23 protein-coding genes are annotated in these 18,760 nt (G+C 60.5%); 9 read left to right on the forward strand and 14 right to left on the reverse strand.

Annotated features, from left to right (window positions below; genetic code table 11):
- Nucleotides 1-522: hypothetical protein (locus L0H65_RS02765; protein WP_301457246.1), on the forward strand; the 522-nt coding region annotated here is incomplete at its 5' end.
- A 100-nt stretch (nucleotides 523-622) separates the two neighbouring features.
- On the opposite strand, the gene L0H65_RS02770 is transcribed toward L0H65_RS02765, so the two are convergent.
- From L0H65_RS02770 to L0H65_RS02785, 4 genes are all read right to left on the reverse strand, one after another.
- Nucleotides 623-2,737, reverse strand: coding sequence for a VWA domain-containing protein (locus tag L0H65_RS02770; RefSeq protein ID WP_301457248.1), 2,115 nt, complete (start codon nucleotides 2,735-2,737; stop codon nucleotides 623-625).
- Nucleotides 2,734-3,273, reverse strand: coding sequence for an RNA polymerase sigma factor (locus L0H65_RS02775; RefSeq protein WP_301457249.1), 540 nt, complete (start codon nucleotides 3,271-3,273; stop codon nucleotides 2,734-2,736). Before L0H65_RS02775 ends, L0H65_RS02770 begins: the two co-directional genes overlap by 4 nt.
- 123 nt (nucleotides 3,274-3,396) lie before the next feature.
- Nucleotides 3,397-3,768, reverse strand: coding sequence for a hypothetical protein (locus tag L0H65_RS02780; RefSeq protein ID WP_301457251.1), 372 nt, complete (start codon nucleotides 3,766-3,768; stop codon nucleotides 3,397-3,399).
- A 198-nt stretch (nucleotides 3,769-3,966) separates the two neighbouring features.
- Nucleotides 3,967-4,422 (reverse strand): TerB family tellurite resistance protein, encoded by a 456-nt coding sequence (locus L0H65_RS02785; protein ID WP_301457253.1) that lies wholly within the window; start codon nucleotides 4,420-4,422, stop codon nucleotides 3,967-3,969.
- Nucleotides 4,423-4,653: 231 nt separating this feature from the next.
- Here L0H65_RS02785 and L0H65_RS02790 point away from each other — a divergent pair, with 231 nt between their 5' ends.
- Nucleotides 4,654-4,860, forward strand: a complete 207-nt coding sequence (locus tag L0H65_RS02790) for a cold-shock protein (protein ID WP_127046095.1) — start codon at nucleotides 4,654-4,656, stop codon at nucleotides 4,858-4,860.
- A gap of 79 nt (nucleotides 4,861-4,939) precedes the next feature.
- Here the strand turns inward: L0H65_RS02790 and L0H65_RS02795 are convergent, their stop codons facing one another.
- Both L0H65_RS02795 and L0H65_RS02800 read right to left on the reverse strand, forming a co-directional pair.
- The gene (locus L0H65_RS02795; protein WP_301457256.1) at nucleotides 4,940-5,488 is read right to left on the reverse strand and encodes a peptidoglycan-binding domain-containing protein; all 549 of its coding nucleotides are present in this window, start codon (nucleotides 5,486-5,488) and stop codon (nucleotides 4,940-4,942) included.
- Nucleotides 5,489-5,693: 205 nt separating this feature from the next.
- A complete protein-coding gene (locus tag L0H65_RS02800; RefSeq protein WP_301457257.1) occupies nucleotides 5,694-7,172 on the reverse strand; it encodes an NAD-dependent succinate-semialdehyde dehydrogenase in 1,479 nt (492 codons plus the stop codon).
- A gap of 84 nt (nucleotides 7,173-7,256) precedes the next feature.
- On the opposite strand from L0H65_RS02800, the gene L0H65_RS02805 reads away from it, so the two are divergent.
- Nucleotides 7,257-8,033 (forward strand): alpha/beta hydrolase, encoded by a 777-nt coding sequence (locus L0H65_RS02805; RefSeq protein WP_301457258.1) that lies wholly within the window; start codon nucleotides 7,257-7,259, stop codon nucleotides 8,031-8,033.
- 62 nt (nucleotides 8,034-8,095) lie between these two features.
- On the opposite strand, the gene moaB is transcribed toward L0H65_RS02805, so the two are convergent.
- From moaB to L0H65_RS02820, 3 genes are read right to left on the reverse strand one after another with little or no spacing between them, the layout of a single operon-like run.
- The gene (moaB, locus tag L0H65_RS02810) at nucleotides 8,096-8,638 is read right to left on the reverse strand and encodes a molybdenum cofactor biosynthesis protein B (RefSeq protein ID WP_301457260.1); all 543 of its coding nucleotides are present in this window, start codon (nucleotides 8,636-8,638) and stop codon (nucleotides 8,096-8,098) included.
- A 4-nt stretch (nucleotides 8,639-8,642) separates the two neighbouring features.
- A complete protein-coding gene (locus L0H65_RS02815; protein WP_301457262.1) occupies nucleotides 8,643-9,275 on the reverse strand; it encodes a LysE family translocator in 633 nt (210 codons plus the stop codon).
- Entirely contained in the window at nucleotides 9,272-10,066 is a 795-nt protein-coding gene (locus L0H65_RS02820) for a uracil-DNA glycosylase family protein (protein WP_301457263.1), read from the reverse strand. The genes L0H65_RS02815 and L0H65_RS02820 overlap by 4 nt, the downstream gene beginning before the upstream one ends.
- Nucleotides 10,067-10,333: 267 nt before the next feature.
- On the opposite strand from L0H65_RS02820, the gene L0H65_RS02825 reads away from it, so the two are divergent.
- The 4 genes from L0H65_RS02825 to plsY all read left to right on the forward strand — a co-directional run bounded on the left by L0H65_RS02825 (nucleotide 10,334) and on the right by plsY (nucleotide 14,134).
- On the forward strand, nucleotides 10,334-11,074 hold the full coding sequence (locus L0H65_RS02825) for a hypothetical protein (RefSeq protein WP_301457264.1): 741 nt from the start codon (nucleotides 10,334-10,336) through the stop codon (nucleotides 11,072-11,074).
- A 45-nt stretch (nucleotides 11,075-11,119) separates the two neighbouring features.
- Nucleotides 11,120-12,082: an aspartate carbamoyltransferase catalytic subunit gene (locus L0H65_RS02830; protein ID WP_301457266.1), complete on the forward strand. Its 963-nt coding sequence runs from the start codon at nucleotides 11,120-11,122 to the stop codon at nucleotides 12,080-12,082.
- A gap of 172 nt (nucleotides 12,083-12,254) precedes the next feature.
- Nucleotides 12,255-13,532, forward strand: coding sequence for a dihydroorotase (gene pyrC, locus L0H65_RS02835; RefSeq protein ID WP_301457267.1), 1,278 nt, complete (start codon nucleotides 12,255-12,257; stop codon nucleotides 13,530-13,532).
- Nucleotides 13,532-14,134: a glycerol-3-phosphate 1-O-acyltransferase PlsY gene (gene plsY, locus L0H65_RS02840; protein ID WP_301457269.1), complete on the forward strand. Its 603-nt coding sequence runs from the start codon at nucleotides 13,532-13,534 to the stop codon at nucleotides 14,132-14,134. Before pyrC ends, plsY begins: the two co-directional genes overlap by 1 nt.
- Before the next feature lies 1 nt (nucleotide 14,135).
- On the opposite strand, the gene L0H65_RS02845 is transcribed toward plsY, so the two are convergent.
- From L0H65_RS02845 to L0H65_RS02855, 3 genes are all read right to left on the reverse strand, one after another.
- The gene (locus tag L0H65_RS02845) at nucleotides 14,136-14,504 is read right to left on the reverse strand and encodes a YigZ family protein (protein WP_301457271.1); all 369 of its coding nucleotides are present in this window, start codon (nucleotides 14,502-14,504) and stop codon (nucleotides 14,136-14,138) included.
- A 1-nt stretch (nucleotide 14,505) separates the two neighbouring features.
- Nucleotides 14,506-15,771, reverse strand: coding sequence for a DUF2254 domain-containing protein (locus tag L0H65_RS02850; protein ID WP_301457272.1), 1,266 nt, complete (start codon nucleotides 15,769-15,771; stop codon nucleotides 14,506-14,508).
- 93 nt (nucleotides 15,772-15,864) lie between these two features.
- On the reverse strand, nucleotides 15,865-16,587 hold the full coding sequence (locus L0H65_RS02855; protein ID WP_301457273.1) for a M48 family metallopeptidase: 723 nt from the start codon (nucleotides 16,585-16,587) through the stop codon (nucleotides 15,865-15,867).
- Between the two features lie 134 nt (nucleotides 16,588-16,721).
- On the opposite strand from L0H65_RS02855, the gene L0H65_RS02860 reads away from it, so the two are divergent.
- Both L0H65_RS02860 and L0H65_RS02865 read left to right on the forward strand, forming a co-directional pair.
- Nucleotides 16,722-16,961 (forward strand): hypothetical protein, encoded by a 240-nt coding sequence (locus L0H65_RS02860; protein WP_301457274.1) that lies wholly within the window; start codon nucleotides 16,722-16,724, stop codon nucleotides 16,959-16,961.
- 105 nt (nucleotides 16,962-17,066) lie between these two features.
- Nucleotides 17,067-17,468, forward strand: a complete 402-nt coding sequence (locus L0H65_RS02865; protein WP_301457276.1) for a hypothetical protein — start codon at nucleotides 17,067-17,069, stop codon at nucleotides 17,466-17,468.
- A gap of 31 nt (nucleotides 17,469-17,499) precedes the next feature.
- Here L0H65_RS02865 and L0H65_RS02870 read toward each other — a convergent pair whose 3' ends face one another.
- Nucleotides 17,500-18,309 (reverse strand): SDR family NAD(P)-dependent oxidoreductase, encoded by an 810-nt coding sequence (locus L0H65_RS02870; protein ID WP_301457277.1) that lies wholly within the window; start codon nucleotides 18,307-18,309, stop codon nucleotides 17,500-17,502.
- 27 nt (nucleotides 18,310-18,336) lie between these two features.
- Nucleotides 18,337-18,760 (reverse strand): class I SAM-dependent methyltransferase (locus tag L0H65_RS02875; RefSeq protein WP_301457278.1); only part of this gene is annotated, 424 nt, incomplete at its 5' end.

Below are 18,760 nucleotides of genomic sequence, written 5' to 3' on the forward strand. Positions count from 1 at the left end.
GGCTTGAAGGTGGAGGTTGAGCTGCTGACGCGCAGCAAAGACGATGCAACCCTGCGCGACTTGCCCGCAACGCCCGTGCCACGGTTGATCCCGGATGATCAGGTGCATATCGAAGCGGTGAATGATAATGATTTCCCGATTGATATCAACGTGCTCTATGTCGGTGCCGATTATTCGATCAGTCATATGTTCAAGGGCCGTGTGCTGCCGGGGGATCGGTTGAAAAAGGGGTTGCTGCGCGTTACCGATGGCAATTTTGGCCGCGACCGCTTGGTGGTGGTGATGACCCCCGCCAAACCGCAAACCGAGGTGGAGGATTTGGGTTTTCTGGAACAGGACGCGGTGGAGATGACCCGCGCGGCGGGGGTGCAGCCGACCCGCACAGGCTTTGACGCGGCGTTGTTCGAGGCAGGATTTGGGACCACCACACGCGGTGCGACCGCCTTGGTGGATGAGGCGGAGGATACCGGGTCGGGACCGATGATGCTGCAATTCGATCTCGATACGGTTCCGGCGAATTGAACCAAGCAGAAAACCCGCCGGGGCCGAACCGGCGGGTCTCTGGTTCAAAAAGGGCCACGATTCATTTGCGAATAATCAGCCAGCGGTTTCTGGTTCAGTTTTACTGACCCGACAGTGATTTTGCCAATCGCATCAGGTTGATCGCCTCTGCCCGGTAGCCGAATTCATCCGGGCCGCGTCCTTCCAGCGCAAGGGCGATGGCATCATCCCAACCCCAATCGCCCAGATATTTCCCACCGGTCAACAACTGGCCGAAACCGGCAATGGAGGCGGCGAACCTGTCGTCGGCGCTGGGCGCGGGCATATCCACCGCCTCTGATGGTGCCGGGATTGCGGTTTCCACCAGATGCGATTTGGTTTCGCCGGGTGCTTTGTACCGCAGGCGCAAAAAGCCCAACTCGCCGTTCTCCGCACCCGTCGGTGGCTCCTTGTAGCGTAAGGCATCATTGGCGATGGCAGGGCTGCCGGGGGCGGTGATTTCATATAACGCTGTGACAGACGTGCCCGCACCGATTTCGCCGGCATCCACCTTGTCATTGTTGAAATCCTCCCGCGCCAAAGCGCGCGTTTCATAGCCGATCAAGCGGTATTCCGCGACCTCTGCCGGGTTCCATTCCACCTGGATTTTTACGTCATCCGCAATCGGGAACAACGCGCCGGACAGTTGATCCACCAGCACTTTACGCGCCTCTTGCAGCGTGTCGATATAAGAGGCAATGCCATTGCCGGACTGCGCCAGCGCCTGCATCGTCGCATCATCCAGATTACCGCGCCCAAAGCCGAGAACGGACAGATATGTCCCGCTCTTGCGCTTCTTCTCGACATATTTCTCCAGCCCTTCGGGGTCTGAAATGCCGACGTTGAAATCGCCGTCCGTCGCCAGCAACACCCGCGAAACCTCTCCCTTCGCGGTCATTTTTTCGGCGACACGGTAGGCGAGTTCCAACCCTTCGGCCCCGGCGGTGGAGCCGCCGGCCTGCAACCGGTCCAGCGCATCAAGGATAAGAGCTGCATTTTTGGCACGGGTCGGTGGCAACACCTCGCCAGCCGAACCGGCATAGGTGACGATGGCGACCTCATCTTCGGGGCGAAGCTGCGGCAGCAGCAGGCGCAGCGATTGTTTCAGCAGCGGCAGTTTGTTGTCCTCGTTCATCGATCCGGAGGTGTCGATCAGGAACACAAGGTTGAGCGGCGGGCGATCTGCCACGGCGGGCAGGCGGCCTTGCACCCCGATCCGAACCAGGCGCGTGCCGGCCTTCCAAGGCGTGCCCATCACCGTCACCGTGGTCTTGAACGGGGCCTCACCCGCAGCGGGACCGGGGTAGTCATAGGGAAAATAATTGATCATCTCCTCCACCCGCACCGCATCAACGGGCGGCATTTGCCCCCGCATCAGAGAGGAACGGACGACGGCATAGCTGGCCGTATCGACATCAATCGAGAAGGTCGAGACCGGCTCCTCGGTCGCGACCTTGATCGGGTTCGCCTCGGCATGGGGGAATGCCTCGGTATCGGGGGCCACTTCTGCGCGTTCAACCGTACCGATCACGCTGGCAATATCATTCATCGGCGCGGTTGAATTGGTCGTACTGACTTTGCGCCGAGCCAACTCCGGCGCGCCGGTCGGGGCATAGCTTGGCGCGGGAAGGGGGGCGCCGGCCACCTCGTCGCTTTCGGCGATAACGCCCAAGTTGGCAACGGGGGGCATGACGGCATCCGCTGTCTGCTCATGTGCCGCAGGCGGTGGCGCCGGTTGGACCTCAACCGGTACGGAGGACGGGGCAGTTTGCGCCAATTCGGGTGCAAAAGACGGCGCAGGCGGCTTTGGTGCGCTTTCCTCCGCCAACTGCGCCGGTTTCGCAGGTACGGAGGCACGGCCCTTGACTGTTTGTTCCGGCGTGGCAGGCAGCGGCGGCGCGACAGGCTTTTGCGCCCCGTACGGGACGAACACAATCAGGCCAAGACAGATGGCAGCGGCCGAGGTGGTTGCGGCAAGAAACGGGCGGGAACCCAGCTTGGAAAACATGGTGGAGACTCCTTTCAAGAAACCCGCCTTTGGCTGGCGGTCTTGAATAGGACGCGGTGCGGCGCGGGTTCCTTGGTGGGCGCGGTCAAAATTTTCCATCGCGGCGCGCATGGCTGCTGCTTTTGCCTCCGGTTGCGGGGCGGGGGCTTTGCGCAGGGCATCGCGCAGGTGGTCGAATTCATCGGTCATATCCGGGCCTCCTCGGCCACTTGCGCGCGCAGGTGTTTCTTGACCTCCGCCATGCGCCAGGCAATCGTTCCTTCCGACAGGCCAAGCACGGCGGCGGCTTCGGCTTGGGTCAGGCCTTCGCCCAAGGTCAGGGCAACGGTATCGCGCAGTTCCGGCGGCAGGCGGTTCATCGCGGTGGTCAACCAATCCTGCGCCGCTGTCGCCTCTGAGATTTCCGCCTGCCGGTTCACCTCCCAATCGCCCCAACCGATGGCAGCACGGGCATGGCTTGCAGCGCGGCGGCGGCGATCATGGGCGGCGTTGATGGTGACGCGGTAAAGCCAGGTCGAGAACCTTGCTTCACCGCGAAAGCCCTGCAACTTTGTCGGAAGTGCCGCGCAAATGTCCTGCGCCAGATCCTCCGCATCGTGTTTCGATCCAGTCAGCCGCCAGCACAACCCGAAAACCCGGTCATAATGCCGCGCCAGAAGCTGGGCAAAAGCCGTCCGGTCACCGGAAGCGGCGGCTAGGGCAAGCGGTTCATCAGGCGTTTCCATAAGCATCACGATAGGTCAGACGGGTGCCAAAGACTATTCCTTGGAAGATTTATCGCAATCAGCGAATATTCCACGTTATCGGGCCTTTCCTGCACCGGAATACCCTGGGGCTGCGACCAATCATCAGGCCGGGTCTGCGTTCACGCGAAACGGCATCGGCCTTGCCCCCCAGACCGAGACCGACATTTCAGCCTTGCCTCCGGGTGCGAGATGCTCCGGGGTCAGGCTGACAACGCGGACGCGCAAAGGTGCACCCCGGCGCAAAGCTGGGGTCAGAATCTGGCTGGCCTGATGCCCCAGATACCCCACCAGCGCCCGAACCGGGCGACGCAACAGAAACCCGCGCTTCACGATGCGGGCATAAACGGCGATACGGCCATCATCGGCCAAACCCAACTCCGCCACATCACCGATGGACAGGCCTGTTTTGCGGATCTGCACGCAAAGGCCGGAAACAGAGGCTTTGTGGATAAGCGGTTCGATGATCTCATGCATGGCTGCCCCTTTGCTTTTATCGCGCAGGGTCTGCGCCCCGTCCGCGGATAATGAGGGGATTGCGGTCGGCGAAGGCAAGCGATGCTTCGCCGCCGCCGAATGTGCCTGCGGCATACCGCCGAAAACGGCCAATGCGGTAGGCGGGGAAGGGCCGATCACCCGCCGGTTGAACAAATTTCAGCGTGAGGCGCATTGTTTTCAATCGGTCTTGAGGTCTTGCAACACAGCTTCGCGGATTCGGGCGCAGGTTTCGGGATCGACGCCAAGAGTTTGCTGCGCAAGGGTCAGGAACGCATCCTCGGTTTCATGTTCCTGCCCATCGGCAAACACCACCTGCCATAGCGCGCGCAGGCTGGCTTCGCGTTCCGACACGTCAATTGCGTCATGGAGTTTGGTCAGAAGCTCTTCCGTGTCCGGCATTTCATCGTTCAACCGTTCGCATTGCGCGCGCATTTTGGCGGCTTCCAGCGGGTTCAGGTCAAAACGTCTGGCGAGGATGCGGTCGATCCGCTCCACCTCCTGAAACAGATAGGCCTTGTCCGCCTGCGCCGCGCGCACCAGCAGCGCCCCGAGCACATGCTGGGCGTCCGCCGCAGGCAAGGGGGTGCGATAACCGTGGCCTGCGGAAAAGAAGCTGAGGATACGGTCAAACATTGGGCACCTGTCAGTTGCTTTGCTGTTTTGGCGAAGGCTAAAGCCTTGGGCGAAATGTCGCAACCGATTTGCCGGATCCCTTGCTATTTTGCCGGAATACGCTTATGTAGCCCCTGCGACGCTTTCTTTTTCGACCTTCTGTTTCCACACGGCTTCAGTATTTTCGATCTTGATCTGACAGAGCCGGGCTGCCGCAAAACGTGGGCAGCGAAACATGAAGGAGATCTCACGATGGCCAATGGCACCGTGAAATGGTTTAACGCAACCAAGGGTTTTGGATTTATCGCGCCGGCTGGCGGCAACCGCGACGTGTTCGTTCACATCTCGGCGCTGGAACGCGCTGGCATCCGTCAGTTGGATGACGGTCAGGCAGTGACCTTTGACATCGAAACCGGTCGTGACGGCCGCGAATCGGCAACGAACCTCGCGCTGGCATAATCTGCCTGCAACGGAATTCGGATGGGGGCGGCCTGAACGGGCCGCCCCCATTTGCTTTCAGGGCGTTCCTGTTGACGATTTAGCCCAGCAGCGCGTCATAAACCTGATAGGCGCCTGAGGTGTTGGACAATGCCTCCTGCTTGCCTCCCGCCAATGCAAATTGATAAATTGCCTGATAGGTGCGCGGTCCGAAAGAACCGTCGATGCTGCCGGAATAATAGCCAAAAGCTGCAAGCTGGCGTTGAATCCGGAAGCGCTCCATCTGACTGTAACTGTTGAACACTCGCGCGGCGGTGGTATTGTTCACGCCGGAACCGTATTGGCTGGCATTGCCGCCAGATGAACCGATGATGCGGCCGGGCTTGCGTTGCGGTTGATAGGTCGGTTGTTGGCGCTGGGGTTCGCGGTAAGTCGGTTGCCGGTAAACCGGTTCACGGTAGAGCGGTTGTGGCGCGGGGGCCGCATGTGATTTGCGCCCCTCATTGACAATCGCTCCGACGATCAGCGCGGCAGCAATGCCTTTCAGGAAATTCCGCTCATTGCGGCCCAAGGCCTCGGCAGGGGCGGTGGAGCCAAGCGCAATGGTAACGGCGGTGAGGCTCGCGGCGATTCTGGATCTGAGCAGCATTCTGGTGTTCCTTCCGGTGAAGTAGCCCCAGCAGCGGGGCGATGGGAAAACCATGAAGGATGCCGCGATGTTAGGCAAAAACAGCGCGCTGCTATCGGATAGCAATACGGAAAATGCGCCGATTGCCAATGGCTTGCGAAATTTGTAGTTGCAATGAAAAAGGGCGCAACGCGCGCCCCTTTCCCGATCAATCCATCCAGCCGTTTCAAACCGACAGGCAAATATACTTCATTTCCAGATAGTCCTCGATTCCGTGATGCGATCCTTCGCGGCCAAGTCCTGATTGCTTCACCCCGCCAAACGGCGCAACCTCGGTTGAAATCAAGCCGGTGTTCACGCCGACCATGCCGTATTCAAGCTGCTCCTGAACGCGGGTGATGCGGCCGATATCGCGGGCATAGAAGTACGAGGCCAGACCAAAAATGGTATCATTGGCACGCGCGATCACTTCTTCCTCGGTATCAAACTTGAACAAGGGCGCAAGCGGGCCAAAGGTTTCCTCGGTTGTCACCTTCATGTCATTGGTGACGCCAGTGATGATTGTCGGCTCAAAGAACGTGCCACCAAGCGCGTGACGCTGGCCACCGGTCACAACCTTGCCGCCCCCGGACAGTGCATCTGCGATATGTTCCTCGACCTTTACAACCGCTGCTTCATTGATCAGCGGCCCGGTGGTCACGCCGTCCTTCAACCCGTCACCGACGTTCAGCTTCGTCACCGCTGCTGCCAGCTTTTCGGCAAAGGCGTCATACACCCCCGCCTGCACATAGATCCGGTTGGCGCAAACGCAGGTCTGACCGTTGTTGCGGAACTTGGAGATCATCGCCCCCTCCACCGCCTTGTCCAGATCGGCATCGTCAAACACGATGAACGGCGCGTTGCCACCCAATTCCATCGAACATTTCATCACCTGATCGGCAGCCTGGCGCAGCAAAATACGCCCGACCTCGGTGGACCCGGTGAAGGTCAGCTTGCGAACAATCGGGTTTTCGCAGAACTCCTTGCCGATATCAGAGGAGCGTTTGGAGGTGATCACCGAAAACAACCCTTTCGGCACTCCGGCGCGTTCCGCCAACACCGCCATCGCCAAAGCCGAAAGCGGGGTTTCGGCAGCGGGCCGCGCGACAAATCCGCAACCCACCGCCAGCGCCGGGGCCACCTTGCGCGCGATCATCGCATTGGGAAAGTTCCACGGCGTGATTGAGGCCGCAACCCCGATCGGCTGTTTCAGCACGGTAATCCGTTTGTCCGGCTGATGGCCGGGGATGGTTTCGCCGTAAACCCGCTTGGCCTCTTCCGCGAACCATTCCACGAAGGAGGCACCATAAATCACCTCTCCCTTCGCCTCGGCCAAAGGTTTGCCCATCTCGGCGGTGAGGATCGCGCCAAGGTCGTCGGCATTGGCGATCATCAGATCATGCCATTTGCGCAATATGCCGGCGCGGTCCTTGCCGGTGCGCGCCGCCCAAGCCTTGCGGGCCACCTCGGCAGCGGCAATCGCGCGTGCGGTTTCCGCCCGGCCAAGGTTCGGCACTTCGCAAATTACATCGCCGCGCGCGGGGTTGCTGACGGCAAAGCGGGTGCCGTCATCCGCCTCCACCCATTCGCCCGCGACAAAGGCCTTGGTGACCAGCAGGCTGGCGTCCTTGAGCAAGGAACGAAGATCGGTAGCCGTATCAAGCATTGATGCCTCCACTTTTGAGTTGGAATATGCAAACCATGTCAGCGCCGGGAAGTCCAGTTCAGCGGCGAAAAATGGAGAGAAGCGATGGATATGGATCGGGCCTATGCCAATGGGGCGTTTATTCCGGGGGGTGATGGTTTTCTCGCGCATTGGGCGAGCAAAGCGGGGGTGTTCCGTGATGAGATGGGCGCGCGCGCAAGGCTGGGGTTGGAATATGGGCCCGAGGCACGGCATCGCTTTGATCTGTTTTTGCCCGAAGGCGAGGCAAAAGGCTGCGTGACCTTCATCCACGGCGGCTATTGGCTGGCGGGCGATCACACCCTCTGGTCGCATCTGGCAGCAGGCGTGTTGGCGCGCGGCTGGGCCTGCGCAATGCCTAGCTACACGTTGGCACCGGAGGCGCGCATCGCTGCCATGACCCAGGAAATGCAACGCGCCCTTGGCGTTATCGCCACGCATATTCCCGGCCCGCAAGTGGTGACCGGCCATTCCGCGGGTGGGCATCTGAGCGCGCGCATGGGCTGCACCGACATCACCGCAACCGTCGCGCGGGTGGTGCCGATCTCGCCGCTGGCGGATCTTGACGAACTCGCCCAAACCCAGATGCAAAATGTCCTGCATTTCGATGCCGCAGAAATCGCGACCGAAAGCCCGGCGCGCCTGACCCTGCGCCCAAACACTCAGGTGCATGTCTGGGTCGGCGGGCAGGAACGCCCGGCTTTCCTCTGGCAGGCCCGCCTCCTGTCCGAACACTGGGCCTGCCCCTGGACCGTCGCCCCCGGCAAACACCACTTCGACGTGATCGACGCGATGGAAGACCCACGGAGCCAACTGACCGAAACGCTGGTCGGGGGTCTGTAAACTCCCCATATCATCTGTTCAAAAATATCCCCGCCGGAGGCAACGGGCACCAGCCCGTTCCCTTATTTTCTGCGCAAATGCTCATCCAGTCGTGGCATGATCTCGACGAAATTGCAGGGCCGATGACGATAATCAAATTGCCAGCGCAAAATCTCGTCCCAGGCATCGCGACAGGCACCAGGGCTGCCGGGCAGCGCGAACAGATAGGTGCCATTCGCCACGCCACCAGTGGCACGGCTCTGAACCGCCGAAGTTCCGATCTTCTGCATGGAGATCATGGTGAAGACCGTACCGAAGGCCTCAATCTCTTTCTCGTAAACATCGCGATGCGCCTCCACTGTCACATCGCGCCCGGTCAGTCCGGTGCCACCGGTGGAAATGATCACGTCGATGCCCGGATCGGCGCACCAACCCCGCAACATACTGGCAATCTCAACCCGATCATCGCGAATAATGTCGCGGGCGGCAAGGCTGTGCCCGGCGTCGGTCAGGCGGTGGACCAGCGTGTCACCGGATTTGTCCTCGGCAAGGCTGCGGCTGTCGGACACTGTCAGCACCGCAATGCGGATCGGCAGGAAGGGCTTGTTTTCGTCAATGAGCGACATTGGGTCAGACCTTTTGTAAAAGGGCAAGGCGCAGGGCGAGGGCGCTGAATATCACCGCACTGACCCAGCCCAAGCCTTTTGAAACCTGCGGTGATGTGGCTAGGCGGCGGCCCAGGCCTGCGGCAAAGATGCCAACAGTGGAGTTGACGATCATCCCGCCGAAGCCCAGAACCGTGCCGAAAATCAGGAATTGCGCCAGCACATGGCCACGCGCGGGATCGACAAATTGCGGAATGAAGGCGAGCGTGAACAGGATGACCTTGGGGTTCGACAAATTCACCAAAGCGCCATCGCGAAAGGCGCGCAAGGGCGAAACTGCGGGCGCGGAGGAGCGTGGCAACCCATGATGTCGCAGCGCGTCCAGCGCGAGCCACAAAAGATAGCCGACGCCAAACCAGCGGATGGTATCAAAAAGGCCGGGGTGCGCCGCGACCAAGGCACCAAGCCCTAGCCCCGCTACAGTGACATGCACCATCCCACCAGCCGTGATCCCGGCAGCGGCAGCCAGAGCGGCGCGCGGTCCCGAACGCAACCCCTGACCCAGACTGAACATCATATCCGCCCCCGGCGTCAGGTTCAGCGCGAAAGCCGCCGGAGCAAAGGTCAGCAGCGCCAGCGGATCGACGGCAAGGATCATGGCGACCGGAGCCTCGCCTGAACCATCAGCAAGTCGGCCCATGCGTCGCGTTTGGCCGCTGCGTTGCGCAGCAAATAGGCCGGGTGCGCCATCGGCATGACGGGAATCCCTTGGGTCTCGGCCCAGTTGCCGCGCAGGCGCATGATGCCACGCGTCCCGAGCAGCGCCGCGCAAGACGTGTTGCCCATGGCAATGATGACATGTGGCTTTGCCAGCGCGATGTGGCGCGAGAGGAATGGCTGCATCATCGCGATTTCCTCAGGCGTTGGATCGCGATTGGCAGGAGGACGCCAAGGGATGACATTGGTGATATAGGCTGCTTTGGCGCTGTCTTTCTCTGTGCGTGAGATGCCGATTGCAGCCAGCATCCGGTCAAGGAGCTGACCCGCCTGGCCAATGAAGGGCTTGCCCGCGCGATCCTCATCGCGGCCGGGGGCTTCACCGACAACCATCAGGCGCGCTGCGGGATTTCCGTCAGAAAACACCAGTTGCCGCGCGCCCTTCTTCAACTCACAAAGCTCAAAAGCGGCAAGCGCATCGCGCAGCCCGGACAGATCGCCACAGGCAGCGGCGCAGTCGCGTGCGATTTGAACCGCGTCGATGCCGGGAGGAGCGGCGGATTTGACCTCTGCCACGGGCTTTGTCTTCGGTGCTTCCAGCTTGTCGGGCAGGCTGTAACGGTCAATCGGGGCTTCGGCCATTACTTCGGTCACACCAAGATCGACCTGCCAGCACAGGGCGGCAAGGGTCGCGTGCCAGTCGTTTTCAGTAAGGTGCAGGTCGATTCCCATGAGGCCAGAATAGGGCCGGGGGTGCGTTGGGGCAAGGCGGCGAATGGCGAGCCTCTCCCGCCCGTCTGCGCGGCGAGTGCCGCTTATCCCGTTGGGCCGGGCGCCGCGTGCCGCGGCGTGCGCAGGTATTTGCGCCAAGATGAAAGGGAATTGAGTTGTGGGATTGCCACAGATTTGCGCTACACCTTACAAGCAAGGGATGATGGCATTCGCAATTCTTGTTTTTTTTGGCGGGATGACTGCGCTCTGCGTGCCTGGGGCAGCGCTTTGCGGTGGTTTTGCTGCTGCCCTTCGCGGTTTTTGTTTCAAGATGTTTATGCAAATGGCTTTGGCTACGGATACAGCCAGTTAATCCTTGATGCGGCGCTTTATACAGCAGGGACATTCGGGCTTGGCGTTCTGGTTCGCGCAGGAGGGGAGAGGTGGTGGTTCGGTGCTTTGGAGGATGCCGGGCACGATGCCCAACCACTGATGCTTTTGACCATAGGGGTGTGGGGCCTTGTGGGTCTGTGCATCGCGATTGCGGTGTTTGCAATGTTGAGTTGGTATTTGCGTGGGGTTGCGCGGCCTGTGGCGGTTCATATGGTTGTGATTGGTGTCGGGATAGTTGTGGCATTGGTTGTGCTGAAATGGTTGCGGGGTTGGATGCGTATGCTTCCCTTAGGAGTGTCGCTTGGGTTGATAGCGCTGGTGGTTGACAGTGGCATGAATGACCCGTCGCGCGTCTCGCGTGCATCAGATGGACGTGCATGGTCGGCGCCGCGTTGCTTGATGCTGGGTGAAACGTTGCATGCCCCGCGCAATTTGCAAGATTTGATGGCTATGAGGATGGGCAAAGCGACGGCGGGCCCTTGGGTGATCTTGTTGCTGATTGGACGGGACGATGAACAGCGACGTTATCGCTGGTCCTTCACTGGGATAGGGTTTTACAAGACTTATGAGCAAATGCCCGAAACATGGTGCGAGCCGCATCTTGGCCCGCTTCTGGCCCCGAAGCAGTTGCCCTAAGTTGCGGGGTTTGGCATAAGCGCTGGAGCCAGACCGGGGAAAAAGATGAGTTTTCGCGCACGTCATTTGCTGGGGATCCAGCATCTTGCCCCGGATGAAATCCGTGCCATTTTGGATTTGGCGGATAAATATGTCGACCTCAACCGTCGTTCGATCAAGAAATCCGACGCGCTGGCGGGGATGACGCAGATCAACATGTTCTTTGAGGCCTCTACCCGGACGCAGGCGAGTTTTGAGCTGGCGGGCAAGCGGCTTGGTGCGGATGTGATGAATATGTCGGTGGCGCAGTCGAGCGTAAAAAAGGGCGAGACGCTGATTGATACCGCGCTGACGCTGAACGCGATGCACCCGGATTTGCTGGTAGTGCGGCATGGGGCGTCGGGCGCGGTGAACCTGTTGGCGGAAAAGGTGAATTGCGCGGTGTTGAATGCGGGGGATGGGCGGCATGAGCATCCAACGCAGGCGCTTCTGGATGCGCTGACCATTCGGCGGGCGAAGGGGCGGATACAGCGGTTGACGGTGGCGATTTGTGGCGATGTCGCACATAGCCGGGTGGCGCGCAGCAATCTGATCTTGCTGGGAAAGATGGAAAACCGGATACGCCTGATCGCGCCGCCGACCCTGATGCCTTCGGGGGTGGAGGAGTTTGGCTGCGAGGTGTTTGACAATATGCGCGAGGGTTTGGCTGGCGCGGATGTAGTGATGATGCTGCGCCTGCAAAAGGAGCGGATGGATGGTGGATTTATCCCCTCGGAGCGGGAGTATTACCACCGTTACGGGCTTGATGCCGAGAAGCTGAGCCATGCCAAACCGGATGCGATCGTGATGCACCCCGGCCCGATGAATCGCGGGGTGGAGATTGATGGCGAGTTGGCAGATGACATCAACCGATCTGTGATTCAGGAGCAGGTGGAAATGGGGGTTGCGGTACGCATGGCCTGCATGGACCTGCTGGCGCGCAATCTGCGCGCGGAGCGGGGCGCGAAAGCCGCCGGGGTGTTGGTATGATTGCGCGGGTTCGGGGCACGGTTGTCGTGGACGCTACAGCCAGCGTCAGGGTGCGCATTTCACTGGGGTTTTGTGGGACGGGCAACGCGTCGCGCATGCAATCGGAATTTCAATGCATCCCTGAGAGCACGGCGGCTTACACGCTGATCCGGCGTAGCCAGCGAGGGCAGGCATGACGATCTTTCTCGAAAACGCTTTGATTATCGACCCGGAGGCGGGAACAGAAACGACCGGTAATCTGGTGCTGGATGCCGGCCTGATCGCGGCAATCGGGGCGGTTTCCTCGCCCAAGGGCGCGAAGGTGATTGACTGCGGTGGCAAGGTGTTGGCACCGGGGATCGTGGATATCGGTGTCAAGATCGGCGAACCGGGAGAGCGACACCGCGAGAGCTTCCGCTCCGCCGGGTTGGCGGCAGCGGCGGGTGGGGTGACGACGATCATCGCGCGGCCCGACACAAACCCCGCGATTGACACGCCGGAGGTGCTGGAATTCGTGACTCGACGGGCGGCGGATATTCCAGTGCGCATCCGGCATATGGCTGCGCTGACCAAGGGGCGCTTGGGGCGAGAAATGACCGAGATCGGGTTTTTGCTCGATGCAGGTGCGATTGCCTTTACGGATTGCGACCATGTTGTCAGCGATACCAAGGTCTTGGGTCGGGCGCTGAAATATGCGCGCAGCCTTGACGCCTTGGTCATCGGGCATCCGCAAGACCCCGGATTGTCGGTGGGCGCATCGATGACGAATGGGAAGTTTGCGTCCTTGCTCGGTTTGCCAGATGTGCATCCGATGGCGGAGCGGATTGGGCTGGACCGTGATCTGGGCATGATCGAGATGACGGGCGCGCGCTACCATGCCGATCAGATCACCTGCGCGCGGTCTTTGCCGCCGCTTGAGCGCGCCAAGCGGAATGGGTTGCCGGTCACAGCGGGAGTTTCCATTCATCACCTGACGCTGAATGAATTGGATGTGGGCGATTATCGGAGCTTCTTCAAGTTCTCGCCACCTTTGCGGTCAGAGGAGGACCGAAAAGCGGTGCTGGAGGCGGTGGCTTCGGGGTTGATCGACGTGATCTGTTCGATGCACACGCCTGCCGATGAGGAAAGCAAGCGCCTGCCGTTTGAGGAAGCAGCCGCTGGAGCGGTGGCGTTACAGACGTTTCTGCCGGCGGCTATGCGGCTTTATCATGCAGGTGCGATGGATTTGCCGTGGCTGTTTCGCGCGATGGCGTTTAACCCTGCCAAACTGCTTGGGCTGCCGCAAGGGCGGATGGCAGAAGGGGCGCCAGCGGATCTGGTGCTGTTCGATCCGGATGCGCCTTTCGTGTTGGACCGTGCCACGCTATTGTCAAAATCAAAGAATACGCCATTTGACGGGCAGCGGATGGAAGGGCGGGTGATCGCGACTTTCGTGGCTGGGCGCCAGGTGTTTGGAAAGGGAGACACATAATGCCAGTGATCACCTCCGGGTCGTGGGAACTTTTGATCGTGGCGGTGCTTGCCTACCTGCTGGGCTCGGTTCCGTTCGGGGTTGTCATCACGCGGGCGCTTGGCCTTGGCGATTTACGCGCCATCGGGTCCGGCAACACCGGAGCTACCAATGTCTTGCGCACCGGGAACAAGGGGGCGGCATTGGCAACATTGCTGCTCGACGCTGGCAAAGGTGCTGTTGCGGTCCTTGTCGCGCGGGCGATGCTGGGTGAGGATGCGGCGCAACTCGCAGGTTTCTCAGCATTTATCGGCCATATCTTCCCGGTGTGGTCGGGGTTCAAGGGCGGCAAAGGTGTTGCAACTTTTCTGGGGGTGTTACTGGCGTTGGCTTGGCCGCTGGGGCTGGCGGTCTGTGCAACATGGCTGGCCGTCGCGCTGATCTGGCGCATGTCGTCGCTGGCGGCGCTTTGCGCGGCAGCATCCTCCACTTTGTGGATGATCGCTTTCGGCCATGGTCAGATGATGCTGCTGGGGATGGTGTTGACCTTGTTGGTCTATTGGCGCCACGCCGCGAATATCAAGCGCATCAAGGACGGGACAGAGCCGAAGATCGGCAAATAGATCAAGACGAGTCGCCGCGCAGCAGCGCGTCAAGATAGGCGCGGGTGCAGGTGGTGACATGGCGGAAACGGTCGCCGCCAAGGTTGACGCCACCATACCAGCGCGTGACCACGACGATGTGATCGGTCACACCCTCGCGTTCAAGCATCCGCAGAATCGCCGCTGCCGCACCGCTTTCGCCATCATCGTTTCGCAGCGGCCCTTCATTCAACAGCACGGCGGCCCAGGAATTATGGGTCGCCTTGGCAAATTTCTTGCTGGATTTGAGCGTGCGCAGGAAGGCATCCACCCCCGCGCGGTCCGTTACAGCGCCGCCTGATACCGCATAGCGCGACCCCCGATCACTGACGGCATTCATCAATTGCAGCATGTCAGATCGGGCTTTTGACGCGAGGTTGCGCCACGTCGGCAATCTGCGCCGCGACGGAGGCGACGGCGGCCACTTCAGAAACGATCAACCTGTCCTTGCAGCGACCAAGTGCCTCTTCCGATTGCGCCTGCGCAAGTTTCCCGAACCGGTGCGGCGCGATCTGGGCCAAGGCGAGCAAACATTTCTGCAACCTGATCTGAACCGAGAACGTCGCGGCACCGTCGCGCGCAATTGCCGGGAAGATATCGTTGAACATATCGGTCAGCGACAGCGGCGGCACCCAAACACGGGGAAAGCGCAATTCGTGGCCATGTTCATTTCCCAGCAGCGCCAGCAGGCGCACGGAGCGTCCCAAGACATCAATCGCGGTGCCGGGGTCGTTCACCGCGGGGGACAGCGCGCGCTCTGCGATCTCGCTGAGCACCGTAATGCCGAAACGCGGGTCTTGCTCATAACTGCGGGTGTCGCCGACCGAAAACGCATCGTGAATCTGTTCGTCTTTGGGCATTTCGGGGCCGAGCACATAGGCAACCACCTTGCCGGGATGAACGAAACTGCCCGGTAAAGCCGCAAGATAGATCTGCGCGCCAATTTCTTCTGCGGTGTCCTGCAATCCGTCCATATGCACATATCGGATATAGCCGATCTTCGGTTGGGTGATCGGCTTCGCCTCCGGTGGCGGCGGTAGAAAATGGCCGTGCCCCCCCAGAAACGGGTTGTCGATCCGTGCGGTCAGCGCCTTTTCTGTCGCCACCTCCACCTTGTCGATGGAATCGGTCATCAGGCCGAAAACGGTCAGATGATTGATCCAGCGCAGCATCGTGATGACGATGATCAGCACCAGCACGACGGTCACGATGAACAATACCAGTCGGCTGTTGGCGGAATAAAGTCCGCCCTTGATTGCGATGATGCCGATCAGGCTGTAGACAAAGGCACCCAGAAACGTCGCCAGCACCCGTTGCGTCGTTCGGTCGGTTTTCAGCACAGCGATGGCGCGCGGACTGACCGATGCGGCAGCACCGGAAAACGCCGACACCATGATCCCAAGCGAGAAGGTGACGACCGAGAGCATGGAACTGGCAAGGATGGTCAGAACCGCCTCAGTCGAGCCCGCACCAAGGGTTTCACCAAGGCTTTCGGGCAGCCAAGGGCCGAGGAAACGCGCAGCAACCGTCGTCAGGACCGCAAGCATGGCATAGAGCAGGGCAACGACCCAGAGTTTCTCCAATAGCAACTTGAGGTAGAGCCGCCATTTTGAAATCATCTTGCCCGCCTTGATCCTTGATGCGCGTCAGAGTGCCTTCGTCGACGCGGAGGGGCAAGGGGTGTTTGCGCAGGTGGCGACGCTACAGAGCGGTTATTGCCGCATGGCCGCTACGGCACGGGCGACGGTTGCCCGGCGTTCCGCGTTCGGTGGATGGCTGCCAAGGAATTGGTTTCCGGGGTCGGCGAGCCTGTCGAAAAACGCTGCACCGCGCAAAGCGTCGAACCCGGCACGTTCGGTGATCTCGGCCCCGAGCGCGTCTGCCTCCAACTCGAAGCCTTTGGAAAAACGCCGTGCGCCAACCGAGGCACCGATTTGTTGTGCCTGTTCAATCGCCCCGGCGCCGCCGCCACCAACCGCAACCAGCAAGCCAGCCAGCAACGCCCCTTGCGACGCGCTTTGCTGGGTTTGCGGGATATGGCTCAGGATGTGATGCGCCGATTCGTGGCCGATGACGAAGGCCAGTTCGTCAATGTTGCGGGCGTTTGCGATCAGGGCAAGGTTGAACGCGAGTATGGGGCGGCCATTGGGATCAAGGGTTTGAAACGCATTCGGCGCTTGACTGGGCCGGTCATCAATCACGATCAGGAAGTCGCAGGATTGGCCGCGTGATTGCGCCCGGCAATAGGCCTCGGCCACGGGTTCCACGGCGTTTACGGCTGTGACGAAATTCCGCGCGGCAACATTCGGCGGCAGGGGGGCGCCGGGATTGGTGGTTGCTGTCTGCACGGGCTCCGGTGCGGTTTTGATCGCTTCTTCGGGCATGACACAACCGGAAAGTGCCAATCCAACCAACACTGCAATGAGCTTGCGCATCTTGTTTCCATCCTGACCGATGCCACTCCATAGCAGATGCAGCGCAGGGGAAAAGCCCTTCACCTGGCTGTGACCGTTCGTGTCCGCCGCGTGTCCGCCATTGCGTTGATCGTTGGCTTTGCTAATCTGTCGCAATGTTTACCATCGAGCATGAATTTGACGCCACAGTCATCACCCTGATTGATGAAGCCGGGCCAAGCCTTGCCGAAGATGTCACAATCTCCGCGTTTGAAGACTGCGTGACTGTGCAGCAATTGGACCTGCGGAGCGGCGAACCGGTGACGATCTCTCTGTCCATGGTGCAGGTTCAGGATCTGATGGCGGCGCTGGATTTGCCGGAAGGCAGCTATCGGTTGGTGCGGGAGAGCGGCTGACGCGCCTGCGCTGTCTCGCGCCAATCGGCGAAGCCAATGCCCCGGTTTCTTTCGTGCTCGCAAGCGGCTAGACTGCGATTTGAAACCATTGCGGAGGGGTTGAACATGCGGGTCCGGATTATCCTGATTTCGACGCTTGCGCTGTTGGCGGCATGTGGCACGCCGCAAGAACGCTGCATCGCAGCGGCGACACGGGATCTGCGGGTGGTGGATCAGCTTATTGTCGAAACCCAAGGCAATCTGAACCGCGGCTATGCGCTGGAAGAGGTGGTTATGACCAGCGACCGCTGGATGGTTTGCCGCGCCGCGATCCCGGCCACCGCGACCACCCCGGCGCAACCCGCCGAAATGTGCCTGCAAAGCTATGACTATACCGAAACCAGGCCCAAGGCGATCAACCTTGCCGATCAGCGGCAAACTCTGGGCGAGTTGAAGAAAAAGCGGGTGCAACTGGAAAAGGCGGCACGCCCCGCAATCGCTGGCTGCAAACTGGCGCATCCGGAATAGATCCGGTCACGTCGTATCACTGCGCTGCGCCTTAGTGCGCAGGCGCAACCGCCGCATCGAGCAGTGAGCGCCCGCCGTCAATCCGTACAATCTCCCCCGTCATGAAGCTGGAGGCGTCCGATGCGAGGTATTGCACGGTTTCGGCCAATTCATCGGCGGCGGCGATGCGCCCCAAAGGCGTCGCTGCGGTGATCGCGCTGCGGAAATCGGGATTCTCTTTCAACGAACGCTGCAAACTCTCGCTCATCACCGATCCGAAAGAGACGGCGTTGACTCGGATGCGTTCAGGCGCAAGGGCGACGGCAAGCGAACGGGTCATCTGTTCCACCGCCGCACAGGAAATCGCATAACCCAAAAGCTCGGGCTGGACCCGCTGTGCCGCGATAGACGACAGATTGATGATGGAGCCGATGATGCCTTCGGTCATCCCGGCCTTCTCCGCTTGCAGGATCATCCGCTTGGCGGTCATCTGCGACAGGCGCAGACTGGTGATCAGGTTTTGCTGCCACATCTGCTCCACCGCGTCTTCTTCCGGGTTCAGCGCCTCGGAAAGCTGCATCGAACGGCTGGCGTTGACCAGAATATCCACTTTGTCAAAGGCGTCGATGGTGGCGGAAAGCAGGTTGGCGATTGTCAGCTTTTCACGCAGATCGCCGCCGAAAAAGCGCAATGCCCCTTCGGCTTTCGCCTCCTCGGCACATTCATTGCCGAGGCGCGTCTCATCAATATCGGCGAACATCACATTCGCGCCTTTCGCCAGAAAATGCCGGGCAATCGACAGGCCGATACCTGCGGCAGAGCCGGTGACGATGGCGGTCTTGCCAGAAAGGGAAAAGGACATTGTGCAGGCTCCTTCAAATATGTTGGGTCAGCGCGCCCGTGTCGGTCGGGATGCGCGGGTCAGGCGAAAGCGCGGATCGCTGCCGATCTCCTCGATTTCGCGAAATAAAGGGGTGAGGGTGCGGCCGTAGGGCAAATGCCGGTTCGCGACGAGCCAGAGCGTGCCATGCGGAGCCAAAAGCCTCGCCGCAGCTAGGATGAAAGCCGCGCCAAGGCCAGGGTCAGCGTCGCGCGTGGTGTGAAACGGCGGGTTGCACACCACCGCATCGACGCCGCGATCAAGCTTGAAACTGGTCGCATCGGCCCAGTGGAATTGCGCGCGCGGGTCGGTGATATTGGTGCGGGCGCAGTCCAGCGCGTTTGCGTCCGCCTCCACCAGATGGAGTTCTTTGACACCGGCGCGCGACAGGATGGCGCGGGACAGATAGCCCCACCCAGCGCCAAGGTCGATC

It is taken from the genome of Pseudorhodobacter sp. (genome assembly GCF_030452865.1).
Classification (GTDB): Bacteria; Pseudomonadota; Alphaproteobacteria; order Rhodobacterales; family Rhodobacteraceae; genus Pseudorhodobacter.

Coding starts and splice junctions, on each gene's coding strand:
- L0H65_RS02770 (WP_301457248.1), bottom strand. CDS start 2,737: ATGACCGATGAATTCGACCACCTGCGCGATGCCCTGCGCAAAGCCCCC.
- L0H65_RS02775 (WP_301457249.1), bottom strand. CDS start 3,273: ATGGAAACGCCTGATGAACCGCTTGCCCTAGCCGCCGCTTCCGGTGAC.
- L0H65_RS02780 (WP_301457251.1), bottom strand. CDS start 3,768: ATGCATGAGATCATCGAACCGCTTATCCACAAAGCCTCTGTTTCCGGC.
- L0H65_RS02785 (WP_301457253.1), bottom strand. CDS start 4,422: ATGTTTGACCGTATCCTCAGCTTCTTTTCCGCAGGCCACGGTTATCGC.
- L0H65_RS02790 (WP_127046095.1), top strand. CDS start 4,654: ATGGCCAATGGCACCGTGAAATGGTTTAACGCAACCAAGGGTTTTGGA.
- L0H65_RS02795 (WP_301457256.1), bottom strand. CDS start 5,488: ATGCTGCTCAGATCCAGAATCGCCGCGAGCCTCACCGCCGTTACCATT.
- L0H65_RS02800 (WP_301457257.1), bottom strand. CDS start 7,172: ATGCTTGATACGGCTACCGATCTTCGTTCCTTGCTCAAGGACGCCAGC.
- L0H65_RS02805 (WP_301457258.1), top strand. CDS start 7,257: ATGGATATGGATCGGGCCTATGCCAATGGGGCGTTTATTCCGGGGGGT.
- moaB (WP_301457260.1), bottom strand. CDS start 8,638: ATGTCGCTCATTGACGAAAACAAGCCCTTCCTGCCGATCCGCATTGCG.
- L0H65_RS02815 (WP_301457262.1), bottom strand. CDS start 9,275: ATGATCCTTGCCGTCGATCCGCTGGCGCTGCTGACCTTTGCTCCGGCG.
- L0H65_RS02820 (WP_301457263.1), bottom strand. CDS start 10,066: ATGGGAATCGACCTGCACCTTACTGAAAACGACTGGCACGCGACCCTT.
- L0H65_RS02830 (WP_301457266.1), top strand. CDS start 11,120: ATGAGTTTTCGCGCACGTCATTTGCTGGGGATCCAGCATCTTGCCCCG.
- pyrC (WP_301457267.1), top strand. CDS start 12,255: ATGACGATCTTTCTCGAAAACGCTTTGATTATCGACCCGGAGGCGGGA.
- plsY (WP_301457269.1), top strand. CDS start 13,532: ATGCCAGTGATCACCTCCGGGTCGTGGGAACTTTTGATCGTGGCGGTG.
- L0H65_RS02845 (WP_301457271.1), bottom strand. CDS start 14,504: ATGCTGCAATTGATGAATGCCGTCAGTGATCGGGGGTCGCGCTATGCG.
- L0H65_RS02850 (WP_301457272.1), bottom strand. CDS start 15,771: ATGATTTCAAAATGGCGGCTCTACCTCAAGTTGCTATTGGAGAAACTC.
- L0H65_RS02855 (WP_301457273.1), bottom strand. CDS start 16,587: ATGCGCAAGCTCATTGCAGTGTTGGTTGGATTGGCACTTTCCGGTTGT.
- L0H65_RS02860 (WP_301457274.1), top strand. CDS start 16,722: ATGTTTACCATCGAGCATGAATTTGACGCCACAGTCATCACCCTGATT.
- L0H65_RS02865 (WP_301457276.1), top strand. CDS start 17,067: ATGCGGGTCCGGATTATCCTGATTTCGACGCTTGCGCTGTTGGCGGCA.
- L0H65_RS02870 (WP_301457277.1), bottom strand. CDS start 18,309: ATGTCCTTTTCCCTTTCTGGCAAGACCGCCATCGTCACCGGCTCTGCC.